The organism is Protofrankia sp. CiP1_Cm_nod4 (genome assembly GCF_982290645.1).
Genome location: NZ_CEVIVC010000048.1, coordinates 2392 through 20789, shown reverse-complemented (window position 1 = coordinate 20789; position 18398 = coordinate 2392). Strand labels below are relative to the sequence as shown.

At 70.7% G+C, this 18398-nt stretch carries 16 protein-coding genes and 1 pseudogene; 12 read left to right on the top strand and 5 right to left on the bottom strand.

Features of this window, described 5'->3' with window-relative positions; genetic code table 11:
- Nucleotides 1-1560: 1560 nt before the first annotated feature.
- Both AC5LSR_RS11550 and AC5LSR_RS11545 read right to left on the bottom strand, forming a co-directional pair.
- Entirely contained in the window at nt 1561-2685 is a 1125-nt protein-coding gene (locus AC5LSR_RS11550; protein ID WP_493465008.1) for an IS701 family transposase, read from the bottom strand.
- 144 nt (nt 2686-2829) lie between these two features.
- Entirely contained in the window at nt 2830-3027 is a 198-nt protein-coding gene (locus tag AC5LSR_RS11545; protein ID WP_445548392.1) for an Hsp20/alpha crystallin family protein, read from the bottom strand.
- Between the two features lie 384 nt (nt 3028-3411).
- Here AC5LSR_RS11545 and AC5LSR_RS11540 point away from each other — a divergent pair, with 384 nt between their 5' ends.
- The 6 genes from AC5LSR_RS11540 to clpB all read left to right on the top strand — a co-directional run bounded on the left by AC5LSR_RS11540 (nt 3412) and on the right by clpB (nt 10477).
- Nucleotides 3412-3882 carry a YflT domain-containing protein gene (locus AC5LSR_RS11540; protein WP_250282213.1) on the top strand — a complete coding sequence of 157 codons (471 nt, stop codon included), beginning with the start codon at nt 3412-3414 and terminating at the stop codon, nt 3880-3882.
- 190 nt (nt 3883-4072) lie between these two features.
- Nucleotides 4073-5980 (top strand): molecular chaperone DnaK, encoded by a 1908-nt coding sequence (dnaK, locus tag AC5LSR_RS11535; protein WP_250282214.1) that lies wholly within the window; start codon nt 4073-4075, stop codon nt 5978-5980.
- Nucleotides 5967-6569, top strand: coding sequence for a nucleotide exchange factor GrpE (locus AC5LSR_RS11530; protein ID WP_250282215.1), 603 nt, complete (start codon nt 5967-5969; stop codon nt 6567-6569). The genes dnaK and AC5LSR_RS11530 overlap by 14 nt, the downstream gene beginning before the upstream one ends.
- Before the next feature lies 1 nt (nt 6570).
- The gene (locus AC5LSR_RS11525) at nt 6571-7539 is read left to right on the top strand and encodes a DnaJ C-terminal domain-containing protein (RefSeq protein WP_250282216.1); all 969 of its coding nucleotides are present in this window, start codon (nt 6571-6573) and stop codon (nt 7537-7539) included.
- Nucleotides 7536-7859, top strand: a complete 324-nt coding sequence (locus tag AC5LSR_RS11520; RefSeq protein WP_250282217.1) for a chaperone modulator CbpM — start codon at nt 7536-7538, stop codon at nt 7857-7859. Before AC5LSR_RS11525 ends, AC5LSR_RS11520 begins: the two co-directional genes overlap by 4 nt.
- A complete protein-coding gene (gene clpB, locus AC5LSR_RS11515; RefSeq protein WP_250282219.1) occupies nt 7850-10477 on the top strand; it encodes an ATP-dependent chaperone ClpB in 2628 nt (875 codons plus the stop codon). Before AC5LSR_RS11520 ends, clpB begins: the two co-directional genes overlap by 10 nt.
- A gap of 356 nt (nt 10478-10833) precedes the next feature.
- On the opposite strand, the pseudogene AC5LSR_RS11510 reads toward clpB, so the two are convergent.
- A pseudogene (locus AC5LSR_RS11510) lies at nt 10834-11811 on the bottom strand (aldehyde dehydrogenase family protein).
- Nucleotides 11812-11817: 6 nt separating this feature from the next.
- On the opposite strand from AC5LSR_RS11510, the gene AC5LSR_RS11505 reads away from it, so the two are divergent.
- Complete coding sequence (locus AC5LSR_RS11505) at nt 11818-12039, top strand: transposase (protein WP_250282221.1); 222 nt, start codon at nt 11818-11820, stop codon at nt 12037-12039.
- A gap of 29 nt (nt 12040-12068) precedes the next feature.
- On the opposite strand, the gene AC5LSR_RS11500 is transcribed toward AC5LSR_RS11505, so the two are convergent.
- Nucleotides 12069-12356, bottom strand: a complete 288-nt coding sequence (locus AC5LSR_RS11500) for a hypothetical protein (RefSeq protein WP_250282222.1) — start codon at nt 12354-12356, stop codon at nt 12069-12071.
- A gap of 157 nt (nt 12357-12513) precedes the next feature.
- Between AC5LSR_RS11500 and hisD the strand changes: the two genes are divergently transcribed.
- Genes hisD through hisH form a run of 4 tightly spaced genes read left to right on the top strand, consistent with a single transcriptional unit; the run spans nt 12514 to nt 16443 of the window.
- Nucleotides 12514-13809, top strand: coding sequence for a histidinol dehydrogenase (gene hisD, locus AC5LSR_RS11495; RefSeq protein WP_250282234.1), 1296 nt, complete (start codon nt 12514-12516; stop codon nt 13807-13809).
- Entirely contained in the window at nt 13806-15224 is a 1419-nt protein-coding gene (locus AC5LSR_RS11490) for a histidinol-phosphate transaminase (RefSeq protein ID WP_250282223.1), read from the top strand. The genes hisD and AC5LSR_RS11490 overlap by 4 nt, the downstream gene beginning before the upstream one ends.
- Nucleotides 15225-15230: 6 nt before the next feature.
- Entirely contained in the window at nt 15231-15818 is a 588-nt protein-coding gene (gene hisB / locus AC5LSR_RS11485) for an imidazoleglycerol-phosphate dehydratase HisB (RefSeq protein WP_013873786.1), read from the top strand.
- A 16-nt stretch (nt 15819-15834) separates the two neighbouring features.
- Nucleotides 15835-16443 carry an imidazole glycerol phosphate synthase subunit HisH gene (hisH, locus tag AC5LSR_RS11480; protein ID WP_250282224.1) on the top strand — a complete coding sequence of 203 codons (609 nt, stop codon included), beginning with the start codon at nt 15835-15837 and terminating at the stop codon, nt 16441-16443.
- 81 nt (nt 16444-16524) lie between these two features.
- Here hisH and AC5LSR_RS11475 read toward each other — a convergent pair whose 3' ends face one another.
- The gene (locus AC5LSR_RS11475) at nt 16525-16992 is read right to left on the bottom strand and encodes an Hsp20/alpha crystallin family protein (protein ID WP_250282225.1); all 468 of its coding nucleotides are present in this window, start codon (nt 16990-16992) and stop codon (nt 16525-16527) included.
- 497 nt (nt 16993-17489) lie between these two features.
- On the opposite strand from AC5LSR_RS11475, the gene AC5LSR_RS11470 reads away from it, so the two are divergent.
- Nucleotides 17490-18380 carry a DUF2267 domain-containing protein gene (locus AC5LSR_RS11470; protein ID WP_493465005.1) on the top strand — a complete coding sequence of 297 codons (891 nt, stop codon included), beginning with the start codon at nt 17490-17492 and terminating at the stop codon, nt 18378-18380.
- The last annotated feature ends 18 nt before the right edge of the window (nt 18381-18398 follow it).

Sequence of the window (18398 nt, the reverse complement as noted above, 5' to 3'; positions counted from 1 at the left end):
CCCCCCTTTACCGTCACCGCACCGAGCCGGGTCGAGGGTCTTCAGTTGGCTGACATGGCCGCGTCTGCGACCTTCCCCGCCTTCGAGCAGGACCAGTACGGCAACACCGAGGATCGGTATCTGCGAGAGTTGGCGCCTCGGCTCTACCGCTGACCTGGTCGGCCGATCACGTCCTACGGCCTCAAGGTCCACCCTTGGAACGAAACGACAGGAGCCGCCTACCCGTGGGCGGCGGCCCTGTAGGCGCGTCGGCCGGCTGAAGCCGCCTTCTGCGGGTGCCGCCGTTTCCGACAGCAGACGACCATCCGCGCGTTGTCCAATCTACTCTCATCCGCGCTCACAGAGAACCCACTCGGGAGAGGCAGACCGTGTCAGTAGCTCTCGACCCGATTAGTGATCTTCGCTAGCGGCGACGCTCTACGTCATCGACCGTAGTCTTGCACTCTCGCGACGGTGGCGGATACAGGACGGAGGATCCTCTGCGGAGGAGCGCCGAGGTCGGGTCAGTTGAGGGTCCGTCCGCGCGGAAGCACGCACGTGTTCGCGCAACGCCGGGAGGAGGAGGAGGGCGCCGGCGCCGCACGCGCGGTCCCGGACGAGGCCCGGCAGTCTTGTCACGCGGATCGGGTGGCCGAGGGCCTGCCTGGTCATCGTCCACAGGTGCCCGGCGAGCCTGGGTGGGGTGTAATGCCTGCCGTGCCGTGCCCGGACCTCTGGTGGGAGAGCGGCCGCGTACGCGGCCCCCAGGCCCTCGCTCGACGTCGGGGCCGTGATGGAGGGATCCGGGCTGGTTTCGCGGGGAAGGGCCGGTGGTGTGGCGGCGACGGCGGACGTCACGTCCAGCCACCTGCCCGACAGGCCGGCCTCGCGGGCGCGGGCCGCCCACCAGCCCGGAACCGCGGCGAGCACGGCCGCCGCGGCGGCGGAAACCGGCCCGACGGGGTCGGCGTCAGCGACCTTCGCGTGGGAGCCTCGCGCCCCGAGGTCTCGTGCGGCAGCGGGTATGGCCACGATCCCGCGGTCTGCCGCAAGCCACCGACAAGTTGACGGGCGGTCCGCCAGATGATCGGACGAACTGGGCAGTCCCTGCAGGCGTATGTCCGTCTTCTGCTCGAGGAGGAGGCGGTCATGCTGACCACGGAGGAGGCCGCCGAGCAAGGCCCGCTCCATCGCGGCGCGAGGCACGGTGACCGCGTCCGACGTGGTGGATGCCGTCACCGAGGCACGCAACGCCCACCCATAATTGTTCTTGGTACCTCGGAGCCAGCCGACTTCCTGGTCGGCCCAGACGCGGTGACGGAGAAGGCGCGCACGGTGGCGGCCGGCGCGCGGCTGGCGGCTCCGTATGCGGTCGACCTCGAATCTGAGTTCGGTCATTTGGTTAGTACTGCAACGGCACTTGTGGCCAGTCGTGGCCGTAGCGCTTGTAGTGGCTTCGGCGGGCTTGCCACTGGCGGTGGCGGCGCCAGTCTGACCAGTACCCGACGGCCTGTTCGTCGGGGGACAGCGGGGTGAGCAGGGCGGCGTACAGGTGCCCGATCTCGGGCACGGTCAGCGGGATCAGTTCGCCGTCGCCGCCGCCAGCGGCGCCCCCTTTTGAGCCTGTGCTCGCATCACCGCGAGCCAGGCCAGGGCCAGCATGGACAGGGTGGTGTGCGCGTACCAGCCGCACCAGGTGCGGGCCTGATAGTCGTCCAGGCCGGTCTCGTTCTTCGCCTGTTGGAAGCATTCCTCCACCGGCCACCGCGCGCCGGCGACCCGGGCCAGCTCGGCCAGGCCGGTGGAGCGTGGGCCGTAGCAGATGTAGTAGGCGATCTTGTCGGGGTCGCGGACCGAGCGGCGGGCCAGCAGCCAGTGCCCGCGGCCGGGCCGCCAGCCGATCCGGATCGCCACGCGCGCCCAGTCGTAGACCCGGGGGCCGTGCGCGCCGTCGCCACATGAGATCCGTCGCCATGCCCGGGCCGGCAGCGCGGCCACCACCTGGTCGGCGCGGCCATAGCCGTACCCCTGGGCCAGGACGTCGTCGTCGCGGCGGGTGGCCACCACGTGGAACAGGTCGTGCTCCTCCAGCCACACCCGCAGGTACTTGACCTGCCCGTAGATCTCGTCGGCGGTGAACCAGGCCCACGGCACCCCGGCGTCGAGCACCCGCTGCAGCATGGTGATTGCGATACGGGGCTTGGTGGTCATCTCGGCCGTGTCGGGGATCCCGGCGGCCCGACACCGGGCACGATCCAAGGTCCACGACTCGGGCAGGTACAGCTCCCGGTCGATCAGCGCGTGCCCGTCCGCAGTGACGTAGGCGGCGAACACCCCGACCTGGCAGTTGTCCTTCTTGCCCGACGTGCCGGTGTACTGCCGCTGCACCCCTGCCGAGCAGGCTCCTTTCTTGATGAACCCGGTGTCGTCGATGACCAGCACCGCCTGCGGGGTCCCGAGGTGTTCGACCAGGTAGTCGCGGACGTCGTCGCGGGCCGCGTCGACATCCCAGTCGGCGGTCCGCAGCAGCCGCTGCATCCCGTCCGGCGACACCTCCTCGGCATGCTCGGCAATGGTCCAGCCGTTCTTGCGCTCCAGCTCGGAGAGCAGCCCCTCCAGATACCGGCGCATCCGCGCTCGGGGCTCAGCCCGGGCGAACCGGCCACCGACCCGTTCACATACCCGGTCAAGCTCGTCCCGCCACATCCCCACATCAACATCGTTCACGTCATGTACAACACCCGAGCAGCGCACACCCTGCCACCAAGTGCCGTTGCAGTACTAAGCCTCTTGTGAACCTCCCTTGAACACCTGGGGGAAGGCACGCGAGGAAGGGAAGGCGTGGTCAGGTCAGCCCGGGCCCGAGGCGTCATCGATCGTCCGGCCGCTCTGCCTCGCCGAGGGCCCGGAGATCTCGATGTGGCGGGGCTGGCTGCTGCGGGCCTTCGCCAGCCGGACGGCCAGCACCCCGCTGTCCAGGCTCGCCGTCACCGATTCGGGGTCGACGTCTCCGGGCAGCGTGATCTGGTGCTCGAAGTGGCGGAGCAGGTCAATGATCTATCCCCATGCCTGGTACGCAAGGCACACGAGCCAGTTCTCGCGGCCCCCGGGGATCTCGGGCGCACTCGGTTGGGTATCCGGCACGCGGGCAGTCTCTGAGAACGACCGCGTCGTTCGGGGAGACATCTTGGATGCTTTGCGCGGTGGTGCAACCACGACCCACGTCGGGTGGGGGCGATCGATATGTCACATGGTGATGGCGATTTCGCGACAGATGAGGACGGTGCCCGCGGCTCACGATCGAATGACCTTGGAGCCGGTGCTCCTCGAGCAGGGGTTCTCCACCACGGTGACCCGCGCCTCGATGATGCTCGGAGCGAGCGGGGGACGGACCGGGCGGCCGGGATCGGCCGCACGGTCGGGTCGCAGAAAGTGGTCGCCACCTTCAGTACCTACGCCGATGCCGAACGGGCCGTCGATCGACTTGCCGACCTTCACTTCCCGGTGGAGAGGACCGCCATCGTCGGCCGCGACCTGCACACGATCGAGAAGGTCACGGGCCGGCTGACCTGGGCGTCCGCGGCAGGCCGGTCGGCGCTCGCTGGTGCCGTCACGGGCGCGCTGATCGGCTGGATCTTCGGCCTGTTCAACTGGATCAATCCTGTCCAGGCAGCGGCGCTGCTCGCGCTCTACGGAGCCATCTTCGGCGCAATCCTCGGTGCTCTGATGGGCCTGCTGATGTACGCGTTCAGCCGGGGCCGGCGGGATTTCGTCTCCGTGTCGGCGCTGAGTGCCGATCGCTACGACCTGCTCGTCGATGCCGACGTGGCGGACGAGGCGGCCCGGCTCCTGGCGCAGACCGAGTTCGGCCGGCTCTCGTCCGCCGGGAGCGGCCGGAGCTGACATTGATCGTCCGTCGGCCCGGCACGCGCGGTGGCGCGTCGTGCGGACGTGTCGGCCTCTGCTCCGCCGTCTTGCACTGGTTCGCCGGGTGGCGGCGTGTTGCGGTCTTCGTCCGGCCGGTCCTAGCGTGGTCGTGAGGACTGCCGGGGCCCCGCCACTTCCATCAGAAGGCTCCCACCGGGAGGTCATCGTGGGTAAGGTAGTAGGAATAGACCTGGGTACTACGAACTCGGTCATCGCCGTCGTCGAGGGTGGCCAGCCGACAGTTATCCCCAATATTGAGGGCTCGCGCACGACGCCTTCGGTCGTTGCTTTCACGGAGAGCGGCGAGCGGCTGGTGGGTGAACTCGCCCGCCGTCAGGCGGTTCTCAATCCCAAAGGCACGATCACCGCGGCCAAGCGATTCATCGGCCGCCGGTACAGCGAGGTCACCAGCGAGCTGAAGACAGTCACGTACGACATCACCGCCGGGAAGGAAGACGCAGTACGGATCTTCGTTCGCGGGCGCGAGTACGCCCCCGAGGAGATCTCGGCGATGGTGCTCCGGAAACTGGCCGACGACGCCGCCAAGTTCCTCGGCGAAAAGGTCACCGAAGCCGTGATCACGGTGCCGGCTTACTTCAACGACGCGCAACGGCAGTCGACCAAGGACGCCGGCCGGATCGCCGGCCTGGACGTACTGCGCATCATCAACGAGCCCACCGCCGCCGCGCTGGCCTACGGGATGGACAAGAGGTCGCACGAGACCGTACTGGTCTTCGACCTGGGCGGCGGCACCTTCGACGTCTCCGTCCTCGACGTGGGCGACGGGATCGTCGAGGTGCGCGCCACCGCCGGCGACACCCATCTCGGCGGCAACGACTGGGACCGCCGCCTGGTCGACTTCCTTGCCGACGATTTCAAGAACCAGACCGGCATCGACCTGCGCAACGATCCGCAGGCACTGCAGCGGCTCTTCGAAGCCGCCGAGAAGGCGAAGGTCGAGCTTTCGTCCGTCTCCCAGACCCAGGTCAACCTGCCGTTCATCACCGCCGACGCGAACGGCCCGAGACACCTCAACACCACCATCACTCGCTCGCAGTTCGAGAAGATCACGGCCGATCTGCTCGAGCGGTGCCTGCCGCCGCTGCGCCAGGCGATGGCGGACGCGAAGGTCTCCGAGCAGGACCTCGACGAGGTGATCCTCGTCGGCGGCGCCACCCGCATGCCGGCCGTGCAGGCCCTGGTGCGCCGGCTGACCGCCGGCAAGGAACCCAACATGACGGTCAACCCGGACGAGGTCGTCGCCGTCGGCGCCGGCATCCAGGCCGCGGTCATCAAGGGCGAGGTCTCCGACGTGCTGCTGCTGGACGTCACCCCGCTCTCCCTCGGCGTGGAGACGCTCGGCGGCGTGAGCACGAAGGTGATCGAGCGCAACACCACCATCCCCGCGCGCCGGAGCGAGACGTTCTCGACGGCGGAGGACAACCAGTCGGCCGTCGACGTCGTGGTGCTCCAGGGCGAACGTGAGATGGCCGCCGACAACCGGACGCTGGGCCGGTTCCGGCTCGAGGGCATCCGACCCGCCCCGCGCGGCCAGGCACAGGTCGACGTCACCTACGACATCGACGCCAACGGCATCCTCAACGTCACCGCGAAGGACAAGGGCACCGGCGCCGAACAGCGGATCACCATCTCGGACAACACCAACCTGCCGCAGGACGAGATCCAGCGCATGGTCGCTGACGCCGAGCGCAACCGGGCCGAGGACACCCGGCTGCGCGAGAACGCCGACGCCCGCAACCAACTCGACACGATCGCCTACCAGGTCGAGCAGCGGCTCACCGAACTCGGCGACCAGGTCCCCGTGCACGAGAAGGCCCGCGCCGAACAGCTCATCGCCGACGCTCGCCGCGCGCTGGAGGAGCACGCCGACGTCGACCGCGTCCGGCCGATCATCAACGATCTCCAGCAGGTCCTCTACGGCCTTCCGGCTGTCGCGCAGCGCGAGGCGGCATCGACGGCCAGCGGCGGAGCTGGAGCCGGTGGACCGGGCGAGACCTCGGCCGGTGGGGACGACGTCATCGACGCCGACTTCACCACCCATGACGATGGGTGAGAACCGATCGGATGCCGAGCGGCCCGAGACCACCCCGGCACCCGACCTCGCCGCGAAACTCGAGCAGTGCCAGGCCAGCCACCTGCGGACTCTCGCCGACTTCGACAACTACCGTCGGCGGACCGGACGCGAGATCGGCGCCGCGAAGGCAGCCGAGCGGGATCGTGTGGTTCTCGCGTGGGTGCCGGTGCTGGATCACCTCGAGCTCGCCCTCTCGCACACGGACGCCGACCCCGACTCGCTCGTCGACGGGGTACGCGGGGTACGCCAGCTCGCTCTGGGCGCGCTGCGGAACTCCGGGGTCACTCGACTCGACGACGAGACCGGCGCCTTCGACCCGACCCGTCACGAGGTCGGCGCCGTCGTCGACAGCGGCTCAACGTCCCGTCCGCCCCCGGCGGGCACCGTCGTGGAGGTGCTCCGGCCGGGCTACCAGGCCGACGGCCGCGTACTGCGTCCCGCGTCCGTGGCCGTGAGCGCCGGACCGAAACCGAACAGCGGAGCAAGATCGAATAACGGGCCAAGGCAGGATACCGGGTCAGAACCAGGAATGGGACCCGGACCGGATACCGAGCCGGAAGCATCGTGACATGAGCAGCGGCCGGACCACGAATCGGGCCAGCGAGGACTTCTACGAGATCCTCGGGGTCCCTCGGAACGCCGACGCTGACGCGATCCAGCGGGCGTACCGGAAACTCGCCCGCCAGTACCACCCCGACGTCAACTCCGATCCTGGGGCCGAGGAGCGGTTCAAGGACCTGTCGGAGGCGTATGACGTGCTCTCCGATCCCGACACCCGGGCGCGCTACGACCGGTTCGGCGGAGATTTCCGCCGGATGCCCGAAGGCGCCGAACGATGGGCAGGCGCGGGTGGCGGGGCGCGTGCCGGCGCCGGTGGCCCGGGTTTCCGGTTCGAGGGGTTCGAGGGGTTCGACTTCGAGGACCTGTTCGGCGGTATGGGCGGCGGATTCTTCCGCGGCCGAGGCCGGGCGGGACCGGTGTCCGGTGCCGACCAGGAAGCCGAGATCGAGGTCACCCTCGCCGAGGCCTACCGAGGCGGTCGGCGCAGCGTCACCCTGGCGGGCCCGACCGGACCCCGCGAGGTCCAGGTCACCATCCCGCCCGGAGTGATGCACGGGCAGCGGCTGCGGCTCGCGGGCCAGGGCGGGCGCGGCCGGGACGGCGGGGATCCGGGCGACCTCTACCTCGTGGTGCGGCTGGCGCCCGGCCCCCGATTCCGGGTCGAAGGCCGGGACGTGCACACCGATCTGCCCCTCGCGCCGTGGGAGGGCGTGCTTGGCACGAAGGTCGCCATCACCATCCCGGACGGCGAGCAGGTGATCGTCACCGTCCCGCCCGGCAGTTCCACCGGCCGCAAGCTCCGCCTGCGCGGCAAGGGCCTGCCCCGCTCGGCGCGTGGTTCGAGGCGCGGTGACCGCGCCGGCGACCTCTACGCGCACGCCCGAATCATGGTCCCGGCCAACCCCACTGCGCGGGAGACGGAGCTGTTCCGCGAGCTCGCGGAGGTCTCGTCCTTCAACCCCAGGGAGAGGTCATGACGACGCTGCTCGTGCGCGCTAGCGCCCGTACTCAGGGCCTCGACCTCGACGCGTTCTGTGTCGCGGCGCACCTGCATCCCGACCTCGTCCGACGGCTGGTGACGCTGGGTCTCCTCGACGCGGAGATCGACCCCGCCGGCCACTACACACTCGCGGTGACGGCGGTGGCACGCGCCGGCCGGATCGAACGGCTGCGCCGCGACCTCGGCATCACCTACACGGCGACCGGGGTCGTGCTCGACCTGCTCGACCGGATCGACGAACTCGAACGGCTCCTCCGTGCCCGACCCGCCCGAGGCGAGGTGCATCCATGGACATGAACAAGCTGACCGAGAAGTCCCGCGAGGCTCTTGACGCCGCGCAAGCTCGAACGGTGCGCCTCGGCCATGCCGAGGTGGACGGCGAGCACCTGCTGGCCGCGCTGATGGAACCACCCGAGGGACTGGTGCGCCGCCTGCTGATCGCCTCGGGCGGAGATCCGGCCGCGGTCGCCGAAGTGGTCGAGAACGAACTGCGGCGCCGGCCCAAGGTGTCCGGACCCGGCGTGCGACCCGGCGAGGTGTATGTGACCCAGCGGCTGTCCCGCCTGCTGGACGCCGCCAGCAGGGAGGCCGGTCGGCTCAAGGACGAGTACGTGTCGGTCGAGCACCTCCTCCTCGCCCTCGTCGACGAGGGACAGTCCAGCGCCGCCGGCCGGATCCTCGCCCACAACGGCCTCACCAGGGAGAAGCTGCTCACCGCGCTGACCGAGGTCCGCGGGAACCAGAGGGTGACGTCCGCGAACCCCGAGGCCACCTACGAGGCGCTCGAGAAGTACGGCCGCGACCTGGTCGCGGAAGCCCGCGACGACCGGCTCGACCCGGTCATCGGCCGCGATTCCGAGATCCGCCGGGTCGTGCAGATCCTCTCCCGCAAGACGAAGAACAATCCGGTGCTGCTCGGCGACCCCGGGGTCGGCAAGACGGCGATCGTCGAGGGCCTCGCCCAGCGCATCCACCGGGGCGACGTACCTGAGGGACTGCGCGACCGGACGGTGTTCCAGCTCGACCTGGCGGCGCTGGTCGCCGGAGCCAAGTACCGGGGCGAGTTCGAGGAGCGACTCAAGGCGGTTCTGAGCGAGGTCAAGGCGGGCGAAGGCCGGATCCTGCTGTTCGTCGACGAGCTGCACACCGTCGTCGGCGCCGGCGCGGCCGAGGGGTCGATGGACGCCGGGAACATGCTCAAGCCGATGCTCGCCCGCGGCGAACTGCACCTCATCGGCGCCACCACCGTCGAGGAGTACCGCAAGCACATCGAGGCGGACGCCGCCTTCGAACGCCGCTTCCAGCCGGTGCTGGTCGACGAACCGACGGTGGAGGACACGATCTCGATCCTGCGCGGACTGCGCGAACGGTTCGAGATCTTCCACGGCGTGCGGATCCAGGACGGTGCGCTGGTCTCGGCGGCGGTGCTGTCGCACCGCTACATCTCCGACCGGTTCCTGCCCGACAAGGCGATCGACCTCGTCGACGAGGCGTGCGCCATGCTCCGCACCGACATCGACTCGATGCCCACCGCGCTCGACGAGATCACCCGCAAGGTCACCCGGCTGGAGATCGAGGAGGCCGCGCTGGCAAAGGAGAACGACCCGGCCAGCGTCGCCCGGCTCGACCAGCTCCGCAAGGAACTCGCCGACCTGCGCGCGGAGGCCGACGCGATGCGCGCACAGTGGGAGTCAGAACGGCAGGCCATCCGCAAGGTCCAGGAGCTGCGCGAGGAGATCGAGCACGTCCGCCGGCGCGCAGACGAAGCCGAGCGTGCCTACGACCTCAACACCGCCGCCGAGCTGCGCCACGGCCAACTCCCGGAACTGGAACGCCGGCTGGCCGCCGAGGAGGAACGTCTGGCCGGCCGCCAGCACGGGCAACCGCTGCTGCGTGAACTGGTGACCGAGGAGGAGATCGCCGACATCGTCTCCCGCTGGACCGGCATCCCCGTCACCCGGCTCGTCGAGGGCGAGCGCGAGAAGCTGCTGCGCCTCGACGACATCCTGCACCAGCGGGTGGTCGGCCAGGACGAGGCCGTCAGCCTGGTGGCGGACGCCGTCATCCGCGCGCGCTCTGGTATCAAGGACCCCCGGCGCCCGGTCGGGTCGTTCATCTTCCTGGGACCGACCGGCGTGGGGAAGACCGAGCTCGCACGCACGCTCTCCGAGGCGCTGTTCGACGCCGAGGAGGCGATGATCCGCATCGACATGAGCGAGTACCAGGAGCGCCACACGGTCAGCCGGCTGATCGGCTCTCCTCCGGGCTATGTCGGTTACGAGGAGGGCGGCCAGCTCACCGAGGCGGTGCGTCGCAAGCCGTACTCCGTGGTCCTCTTCGACGAGATCGAGAAGGCGCATCCGGATGTGTTCAACACGCTCCTGCAGGTCCTCGACGACGGCCGGCTGACCGACGCGCGGGGCCGAACCGTGAACTTCACCAATACGGTGATCATTATGACGTCGAACATCGGCTCGCAGTGGCTGATGGACGCGGTGACGCCCGACGGCGAGATCGAACCCGAGGCCCGGGCCCGGGTGATGGCCGACCTGCGGGAACGATTCCGCCCGGAGTTCCTCAACCGGCTCGATGAGATCGTCCTGTTCAAGCCGCTGACCCTGGCCGAAATCGAACAGGTCGTCGACCTGCTCGTCGAGGACCTGCGCCGGCGGCTCGTGGACCGCCGGATCACCCTGGAGATCACCGAGCCGGCCCGGTTGTTCATCGCCCGCGAGGGGTTCGACCCGGTCTTCGGCGCCAGGCCGCTGCGGCGGTTCATCCAACGTGAGGTCGAGACCCGGATCGGCCGGGCACTGGTCGCCGGCGACGTCACCGACGGCTCCCGCGTCACCGTCGACCTGATCGAGGGCCACCTCGCTGTCACGCATGACGTGCCCGCGATGCAGCGGGGATGACGGCCGCGGCGGCGCGGCGCGGTACTCAGCCGCGGATAGACACCCCCGGCGGGTCCTCGGTGACTCCGCCTACGGCACCGCCGAACCACCACTACCGGATTTTGGTAGCTCGTAGGATCTGGCGGTGTCGCCGCCTCCGGTACGGCCGATCCCGGTCCACCGCGTTTCCCCACCGGGCCGCGCTGATCACCGCCGCGGAGGCCGTCGACCGCGGTTCACCCGCCCGCCTCGAGATCGGGATGGTCAAGACCCGCGGTGCCGCCCTGCTGCACGACGTCGTCGACCGGAGCCGTCCAGGTTCACGGCGCACTCGGCCTCACCCCCGACACACCGCTGGCACACCGTCCGAGCGGGCATCAGCCCAGAGCGTCGGTGATCGGCGCGTCCGTCCCCATCGTCACGATCAGCTTCCGGTTGGCGAACTCCTTGATGCCGAGGTGGGACAGCTCCCGGCCGTAGCCGGACCGCTTGATGCCGCCGAAGGGCAGTTCCGGCTCGGATGACGTCGGATGGTTAATCCACACCATCCCGCTCTCGATCCGGCTGGCGACTGCACGCGCCCGGGAGATGTCGCTGCTGAACACCGCACCGCCGAGACCATAGGGCGAGTCGTTCGCCAAGGAGACCGCCTGGTCATCGTCCTGTACCCGATAGACGACCGCGATCGGTCCGAACAGCTCTTCGCGATGGGCGCGCATCTTCGGCGTCACGCCGACGAGGACCGTGGCTTGCACGAACGCTCCGGGGTGGTCGACGCGCCCGCCGCCGACGACCGCGGTCGCTCCCTTGTCCAGCGCGTCGCGGATCTAGTCTACCAGCGTCTGGGCGGCCTGCTCGGAGCACACCGGTGCCAGCGTGGTGGCCTCGTCAACGGGGTCGCCCGGAACCAGCTCGAGCATCCGTTCGGCCAGCGCGGTCACGAACCGGTCGAATACCTCGGATATCACGATCATCCGCTTAGCGCTCACGCAGCTTTGCCCCATGTTGTGCAGGCGGCCGATCAGGGCCGCTTCGACGGTGCGGTCGAGGTTGTTGTCATCGAGCACGATGAACGGGTCGCTGCCGCCCAGCTCGAGGACGCTCTTCTTCACGTTTCGGCCGGCGGTCTCACCGACGCTGACCCCGGCCCGGTCGCTTCCGGTCAGCGATGCGCCCCGAACGACATCAGACTCAATCACCCGGTAGACCTCGCGGCCGGGAACCAGGAGGTTGGTGTAAAATCCTCGCGGCGCACCCGCGTCGGCGAACAGCTGCTCGACGGCTAGGGCCTGTTCTGAGTCCGGATCACAATCGGGGTGTTCGTCCTTCGCTCGGGTGCTTCGGCTGGGTAGCACGGCTGTATGACGCGTGGTGAGCTGACCGACGGTGAATGGGAGTTGATCGAGCCGCATCTCCCGCTGGGGACGTCCGGACCGATCCCTGACCTGCGCAGCTGTTTCAACGCGGTGATGTGGAGGTTCCGTACCGGTAGCCCCTGGCGGGACGTGCCCGAACGCTACGGCTCCTGGTCGACGATCTACGACCGGTTCCGCGCGTGGGCGCGGGACGGGGTCTTCCAGTAACGCGCCGGTGTCATAAACAACCGTGCGCATTATCCGGCTGCCTGCCAGGGTTCGTCGTCGAACAGTCCGGCCTCTGCGAGGAATGCGCGGGCGCGTTGCCGGAACTCTTCGGGCAGCTTGCCGTGTTCGCTTTCGTACTCGGCGACCAGTTCCTGTGCGGTAGCCCTGCCGGCGGCATGCAGGGTGGCTGCGCGGGCTTTCTCGACGGCGGCCTCGGTCAGCCATGCGGATACCGGCTTGCCTTCTTCCGCGGCCGCTGTCTTGATCGCCTTCTCGACCTCGGAGGGCACCGAGATCGACAACTTGCGTACACCCATGATCCTAGTGTAATGCCTGGTAGGAAGATCTTCCTACCGTATCCAGTGGTCCTGACGAGGTCCGCCGATGGGAAGAGGGGCCGTCGAGATGGGGGCGGAGGGTGTTGGGATCCGGGAGATCGACGGAACGGGGGTGGGTACCGATACGCTCATCGTCGTGCTGAGAACGCTCGACCTGCGTGGAAGTCTGCCGTCACCGCCACGGGTGCGCGGGCTGCTGCCCCGCGCCGCGCTGGACGTCGACGCCGCGCTGGCAGCGGTCCGCCCGGTCTGCGACGACGTGCGCGACCGGGGGGACGCCGCGGTCCTCGACGCGGGGGAGCGGTTCGACGGGGTGCGGCCGCCCTCGGTCCGGGTTGCCGCGGACGCGCTGGCCGCCGCGCTGGACGGCCTCGACCCGCGGGTACGGGACGCCCTTGAGGAGGCGATCCGGCGGACCAGGCTGGTGCACCGCGCCCAGCGCCGCGAACCGGTGACCATCGACGTGGCCCCGGGCACCAGGGTGACGGAGCGTTGGATCCCGGTGCAGCGGGTCGGACTCTACGTGCCGGGCGGGCGGGTCGCCTATCCCAGCAGCGTGGTGATGAACGTCGTGCCGGCGCAGGAGGCCGGGGTCGCCTCCCTGGCGCTGGCGTCGCCGCCGCAGGCGGAGTTCGGCGGTCTGCCGCATCCGGTGGTCCTCGCCGCCGCCGCGCTGCTGGGCGTGGAGGAGGTGTACGCCGCCGGCGGCGCCCAGGCGATCGCGATGTTCGCGCACGGGACGTCCAGCTGCCCGGCGGTGGACGTGGTGACCGGGCCGGGCAACATCTACGTGACCGCGGCGAAGCGGCTGCTGCACGGCCTGGTCGGCGTGGACGCCGAGGCCGGCCCGACCGAGGTCGCGATCCTCGCCGACGACACCGCGGACCCCGCCCACGTCGCGGCCGACCTGATCGCCCAGGCCGAGCACGACCCGATGGCCGCCTGCCTGCTGGTCACCCCGTCGCGAGACCTGCTCGACGCGGTCGAGACCGAACTCGACAAGCAGGTCGCGGTGACCCGCCATCGGGAGCGGGTACGTACGGCGCTGACCGGCCAGGGGGCGGCGGTGGTGGTCGACGACGTCGACGCGGGCCTGGCGGTGGTCGACGCCTGGGCCGCCGAACATCTGGAGATCCAGACCGTGGACGCCGCGGCCGTCGCCGGCCGGGTCCGTAACGCCGGGGCCGTGTTCGTGGGGGCATGGGCGCCGGTGTCGCTGGGGGACTATCTCGCCGGCTCGAACCACGTCCTGCCGACGGGCGGTACCGCCCGGCACAGCAGTGGGCTTTCGGTGTCGGCGTTCCAACGGCAGGTTCACGTGGTGGAGTGTGACCGCGAGGCTCTCGCCGAGGTGGCGCCCAGGATCGCCGCGCTCGGTGGCGCCGAGGATCTCATCGCCCACGTCGACGCGGTGGAGGTGCGGCTGCGATGACCACAACAGGATCGGGATCGGGATCGGGACCGGCGAGCGGAGCCGGGCCGGCGAGCGGAGCCGGGCCGGTGACCGGACCAGCGGGCGGATCGCCGAGGGGATCAGGGTCGGACGGCGCGGTCGCCGGCTGGCCCGCCACACCCGCCGCCGGCCGTAGCCGCCCGGTGCGCTCGCCCACGCTCGACGAGCTGCCGCTGCGGGACGATCTGCGCGGCATGGTGCCCTACGGCGCGCCGCAGCTCGACGTCCCGGTGCTGCTCAACACCAACGAGAACCCGCACCCGCCGTCCGCCGGGCTGGTGGACGCGCTGGGCAAGGCCGCCTCCCTCGCCGCCACCGAGGCCAACCGCTATCCGGACCGCCAGGCCGAGGCGCTGCGCGCCGACCTGGCCTACTACCTGACCCCGGACGCCGGTTTCGGCCTGCGCACCGACCAGGTGTGGGCGGCGAACGGGTCGAACGAGGTGCTCCAGCAGCTCTGCCAGGCCTTCGGCGGGCCGGGCCGGGTCGCGCTGGGGTACGAGCCGTCCTATTCGATGCACCGGCTGATCGCGGTGGCGACCGCGACCGGCTGGGCCGGTGAGCGCCGCGAGCCCGACTTCACCCTCGACCCGGACGCGGTCGCCGCGGCGATCCACCGGCACCGGCCGTCCCTGGTCTTCCTGGCGTCGCCGAACAACCCCACCGGCACCGCGCTGCCGCTGGAGGTGGTGCTGGCCGCGTGCGCGGCGGTCGGTGAGACCGGCTCCGGCATCGTGGTCGTGGACGAGGCGTACGCGGAGTTCCGCCGCGCCGGGGTCCCCAGCGCGCTGGCCCTGCTGCCGTCCCAGCCGCGGCTGGTGGTCACCCGGACGATGAGCAAGGCGTTCGCGCTGGCCGGCGCCCGCATCGGCTACCTTGCCGCGCACCCGGCGGTGGTCGACGCGCTGCAGCTGGTGCGCCTGCCGTACCATCTGTCGACCTTCACGCAGGCGGTCGCGCGCACCGCGCTCGCGCATGCCGACGAGCTGCTCGCCACGGTCGAGGCGGTCAAGGCGCAGCGTGACCGGCTGGTGGCCGAGCTGACCGGGCTCGGCTGCGCGGTGGCGCCCAGCGACGCGAACTTCGTCCTGTTCGGCCGGTTCACCGACCAGCGGGCGGCGTGGCAGGGGCTGCTCGACGCGGGCGTGCTCGTCCGGGACGTCGGCCTGCCCGGCTGGCTGCGGGTCACCGCCGGTCTGGCGGGCGAGGTCGACGCCTTCCTGACGGCGACCCGCGCGCTGCTGGCCGAGGGGGCCACGGCGCTGGCGCCCCCCGCCGCCGCGCCGACGGATCCGGCCTCCGCAGCCGCGGCGCCCGCTACCGCAAGGCCTGCCACCGCGACGTCCACCGACGCGAGGCCCACCGTCGAACTGCCCTACCTCGGGGAGGAGTGACCAGGGATGGGTCGCACAGCCCGCATCGAGCGCAAGACCCTGGAGTCGCACGTCGTCGTCGAGCTGGATCTCGACGGGGCGGGTGTGTCGTCGTCGTTCACCGGGGTGCCGTTCTTCGACCATATGGTCAGCCAGCTCGGCAAGCACGGCGGTTTCGACCTCACCGTCCGCACCCGTGGTGACCTGCACGTCGACGCCCACCACACGGTCGAGGACACCGCGATCGCCTTCGGTGACGCGCTGCGCGAGGCGCTCGGTGACAAGTCCGGGATCCGGCGTTTCGGGGACGCCCTGGTGCCGCTGGACGAGGCGCTGGTGCAGGCCGCGGTGGATCTTTCCGGCCGTCCGTACTGCGTGGTCGTCGAACCGGAGCTGATCGAGCTCATCGGCACCTACGACACGACGCTGACCCGGCACGTCTTCGAGTCGATCGCCGCGTCGGCGCGGATCGCTCTGCACGTGCGGGTGCTGTCGGGCCGCAACGCCCACCATGTGGTCGAGGCCCAGTTCAAGGCGGTCGCGCGGGCGCTGCGGGACGCGGTCGCGCTCGACGGGCGGGTAGCCGGCGTGCCGTCCACCAAGGGCGTGCTGTGACGGGGAGGGGCCCGCGGTGACGGGGCCGCGGGTGGTCGTCCTCGACTACGGGTCGGGGAACCTGCGCAGCGCGCAGCGGGCGCTCGCCCGAGTCGGCGCGGACGTGACCGTGACGGCCGACCTGGCCGCAGCCCGGGCCGCGGACGCCCTGGTGGTCCCCGGGGTGGGCGCCTACGCGGCGTGCATGGCCGGGATCGACGCGGCCGGCGCGGCACCGGTCATCCACGAGCGGGTCGCCCAGGGACGTCCGGTGCTGGGGATCTGCGTGGGGATGCAGGTCCTCTACACCCTCGGGGACGAGCACGGTGTGCGCACCCGCGGGCTCGGTGTGCTCGCCGGGCAGGTCCGCCGGCTGGCCGCGCCGGTCCTGCCGCACATGGGCTGGAACACCGTGGTACCACCGGAAGGGACGGTGCTCTTCGACGGCCTGCCCGCGGGCACCCGCTTCTACTTCGTCCACTCGTACGCGGCCGAGCCCGCGCCCGGCGACACCGTGGCCGAGCACGGCGAGCCCTTTGCCGCGGCGGTGGAACGCGGCCCGCTGTACGCCACCCAGTTCCACCCGGAGAAGTCCGGGGACGCGGGCGCGCACCTGCTCACCAACTGGTTGCGCACCCTGCGCTGACCCATGGCCACCAACCGGTGGCCACCAGCCGCTGGCCGCCGGTCCGCGGCTCCCGGCGTCAGGACGTGTGCCCAGGGCGCGTCAGTCGTGACGAATTTTGATCATCCGGACGGCTTTGGGCTCGCCGCCCGCGACCGGTATCCGGACCTCGAGGATACCGTTGTGGTAGGTGGCGGCGACCTCCTCCTTCTTCACCCCGGGCGGCAGGGTGACCGAACGGGTGAGCGAGCCGTAGCGGAACTCGGAGCGGTAGCGGCCGGTGGCCTTCTCCCGGCGCTCCTCCCTGCGTTCGGCGTGCACCGACACCTCCTTGTCGGACACGGTGACCTCGACGTCCCGGTCCGGGTCGATGCCGGGGAGTTCGGCGCGCACCACGTAGGCGCCGTCCTCGGCGTACTCCTCGACCCGTACGGCGTCCTCCCGCAGGCCCAGCCGCCGTGCCGCCCGCGAACGCCCCTCCTGTGACCACGGCCGGCCGTGCGGCCCCGGTGACCGTTCCTGGCCGGTGTGCTCGCGCCGAATCAGTACCGGACGGCTACTCGCTTTCACGGCTGCTCCTCGTTCCCTGTCGGTTTCCTGTCGCTTTGTCGATGGTTTCCTGTTACTTGTCGATAGTTCCCTGTTGTCGGTTCCCGGTAGCGCTGTCGATTCCTGGCCGATTACTGGCCGGGATCCGTGGAGCTGGTCGGGATTCACCCACATCTCCAGCCTGCGCCTTGTCGCCGGGGTCCGCCTCCCGGCCTTCGGCGGATGTTCGCGCCGTTCCGCCCGACAGCCCGCGGGCAGCCCGCGGAAGAGCAACAGCGGAAGAGCAACAGAAGAAAGCGGGACGCGAGGCAGGACGGAACGACACGAAGCAAATACGGGGAACAAGAGGGAAAAAGCATCCGGAAACCGGGAGGAAAGCCAGCGGAAGCCCGGCGGGCCGCAAAGGGCGGAAAACGGTGGCCGGCGGCTCATCGGGTGGCGCGGCCGCGGCTCGTACCCGACGCTGGTGAAACCAGCCGCCGGGACGCTGGTGCAACCAGCCGCCGGGAGGTGCGCAGATGAGATATGCCGGGAGAGCGCTCGCCGCGCCGGCGGGAGCCGTGACGGGCGTCGCCACCGGGCTGCTCGCGCGGCCGCGACGCATCAGCCGCGGGATCAGCCGCAGGATCGGCCGTGGGATCGGCCTGGTCCGGGAGCGGGCCGCCCGTCGGCTCCGCTACCTGCGGGGATGGCTGCGAGGGCTGCGTTACCGGCTTGCCGGAGGCCGTCCCGACCCGCGGGTAGCCGATGACATCCTCGCCGACCGGGTGCGTTCCCGGCTGGGCCCGGTCACGCGCGGGCTCGACGTCCCACGGGTGCACGTGACCGTCCGCGATCACGTGGTCATCCTGCACGGCGATGTCGCCACCGCGGCCGACACCATCGCCGTCGAGGAGGCGGTCTGGCGGACCTCGGGGGTCGAGGGGGTCGTGTCGATGCTGCACGAGGGGCTCGTCCGCGGGGACACCCGGCCGTCCGAGGGTGTGCTGGTCCCGGTCCGCTCCGTCATGCTGCGGCGGCTGTTCGACGCCGCGCAGCGGGCGGGCTGCGAGCCGCGGACCGTCCAGCCGGCGGTGCACGCCGTGCTGGCGACGTTCTTCGAGCGGCTGCCGGCCGCCGAGCGGCGGCACGTCGCCTCGCATCTGCCCGCGGACGTGCGGGCGCTGACCGTGCCCCCGCGGCGGCGCGGCCGGGCCCTGGCGCGCCTGCGCCATCTGGACGAGTTCATCGAGGCGGTGCTGCGGATCGACCACATCGACCGCGGGCGCGCCCGTGACATCACCGGCGCCGTCCTGCACACGTTGCGTGACTTCGTCCCGGAGGAGGCCCAGGACGTCGCCGCCGTCCTTCCCGAAGAGCTCAGGCGGACGTGGACGGAGCCGACGGCAACGCCCGTCCCCCCGCTCTGACCAGGGTCCTTGACCAGG

Bases quoted from the DNA above. Each gene is read 5' to 3' on its own strand.
- AC5LSR_RS11550 (WP_493465008.1), bottom strand. From the start codon at position 2,685: ATGTGGCGGGACGAGCTTGACCGGGTATGTGAACGGGTCGGTGGCCGG.
- AC5LSR_RS11530 (WP_250282215.1), top strand. From the start codon at position 5,967: ATGACGATGGGTGAGAACCGATCGGATGCCGAGCGGCCCGAGACCACC.
- AC5LSR_RS11525 (WP_250282216.1), top strand. From the start codon at position 6,571: ATGAGCAGCGGCCGGACCACGAATCGGGCCAGCGAGGACTTCTACGAG.
- AC5LSR_RS11520 (WP_250282217.1), top strand. From the start codon at position 7,536: ATGACGACGCTGCTCGTGCGCGCTAGCGCCCGTACTCAGGGCCTCGAC.
- clpB (WP_250282219.1), top strand. From the start codon at position 7,850: ATGGACATGAACAAGCTGACCGAGAAGTCCCGCGAGGCTCTTGACGCC.
- AC5LSR_RS11505 (WP_250282221.1), top strand. From the start codon at position 11,818: ATGACGCGTGGTGAGCTGACCGACGGTGAATGGGAGTTGATCGAGCCG.
- AC5LSR_RS11500 (WP_250282222.1), bottom strand. From the start codon at position 12,356: ATGGGTGTACGCAAGTTGTCGATCTCGGTGCCCTCCGAGGTCGAGAAG.
- AC5LSR_RS11490 (WP_250282223.1), top strand. From the start codon at position 13,806: ATGACCACAACAGGATCGGGATCGGGATCGGGACCGGCGAGCGGAGCC.
- hisB (WP_013873786.1), top strand. From the start codon at position 15,231: ATGGGTCGCACAGCCCGCATCGAGCGCAAGACCCTGGAGTCGCACGTC.
- AC5LSR_RS11470 (WP_493465005.1), top strand. From the start codon at position 17,490: ATGAGATATGCCGGGAGAGCGCTCGCCGCGCCGGCGGGAGCCGTGACG.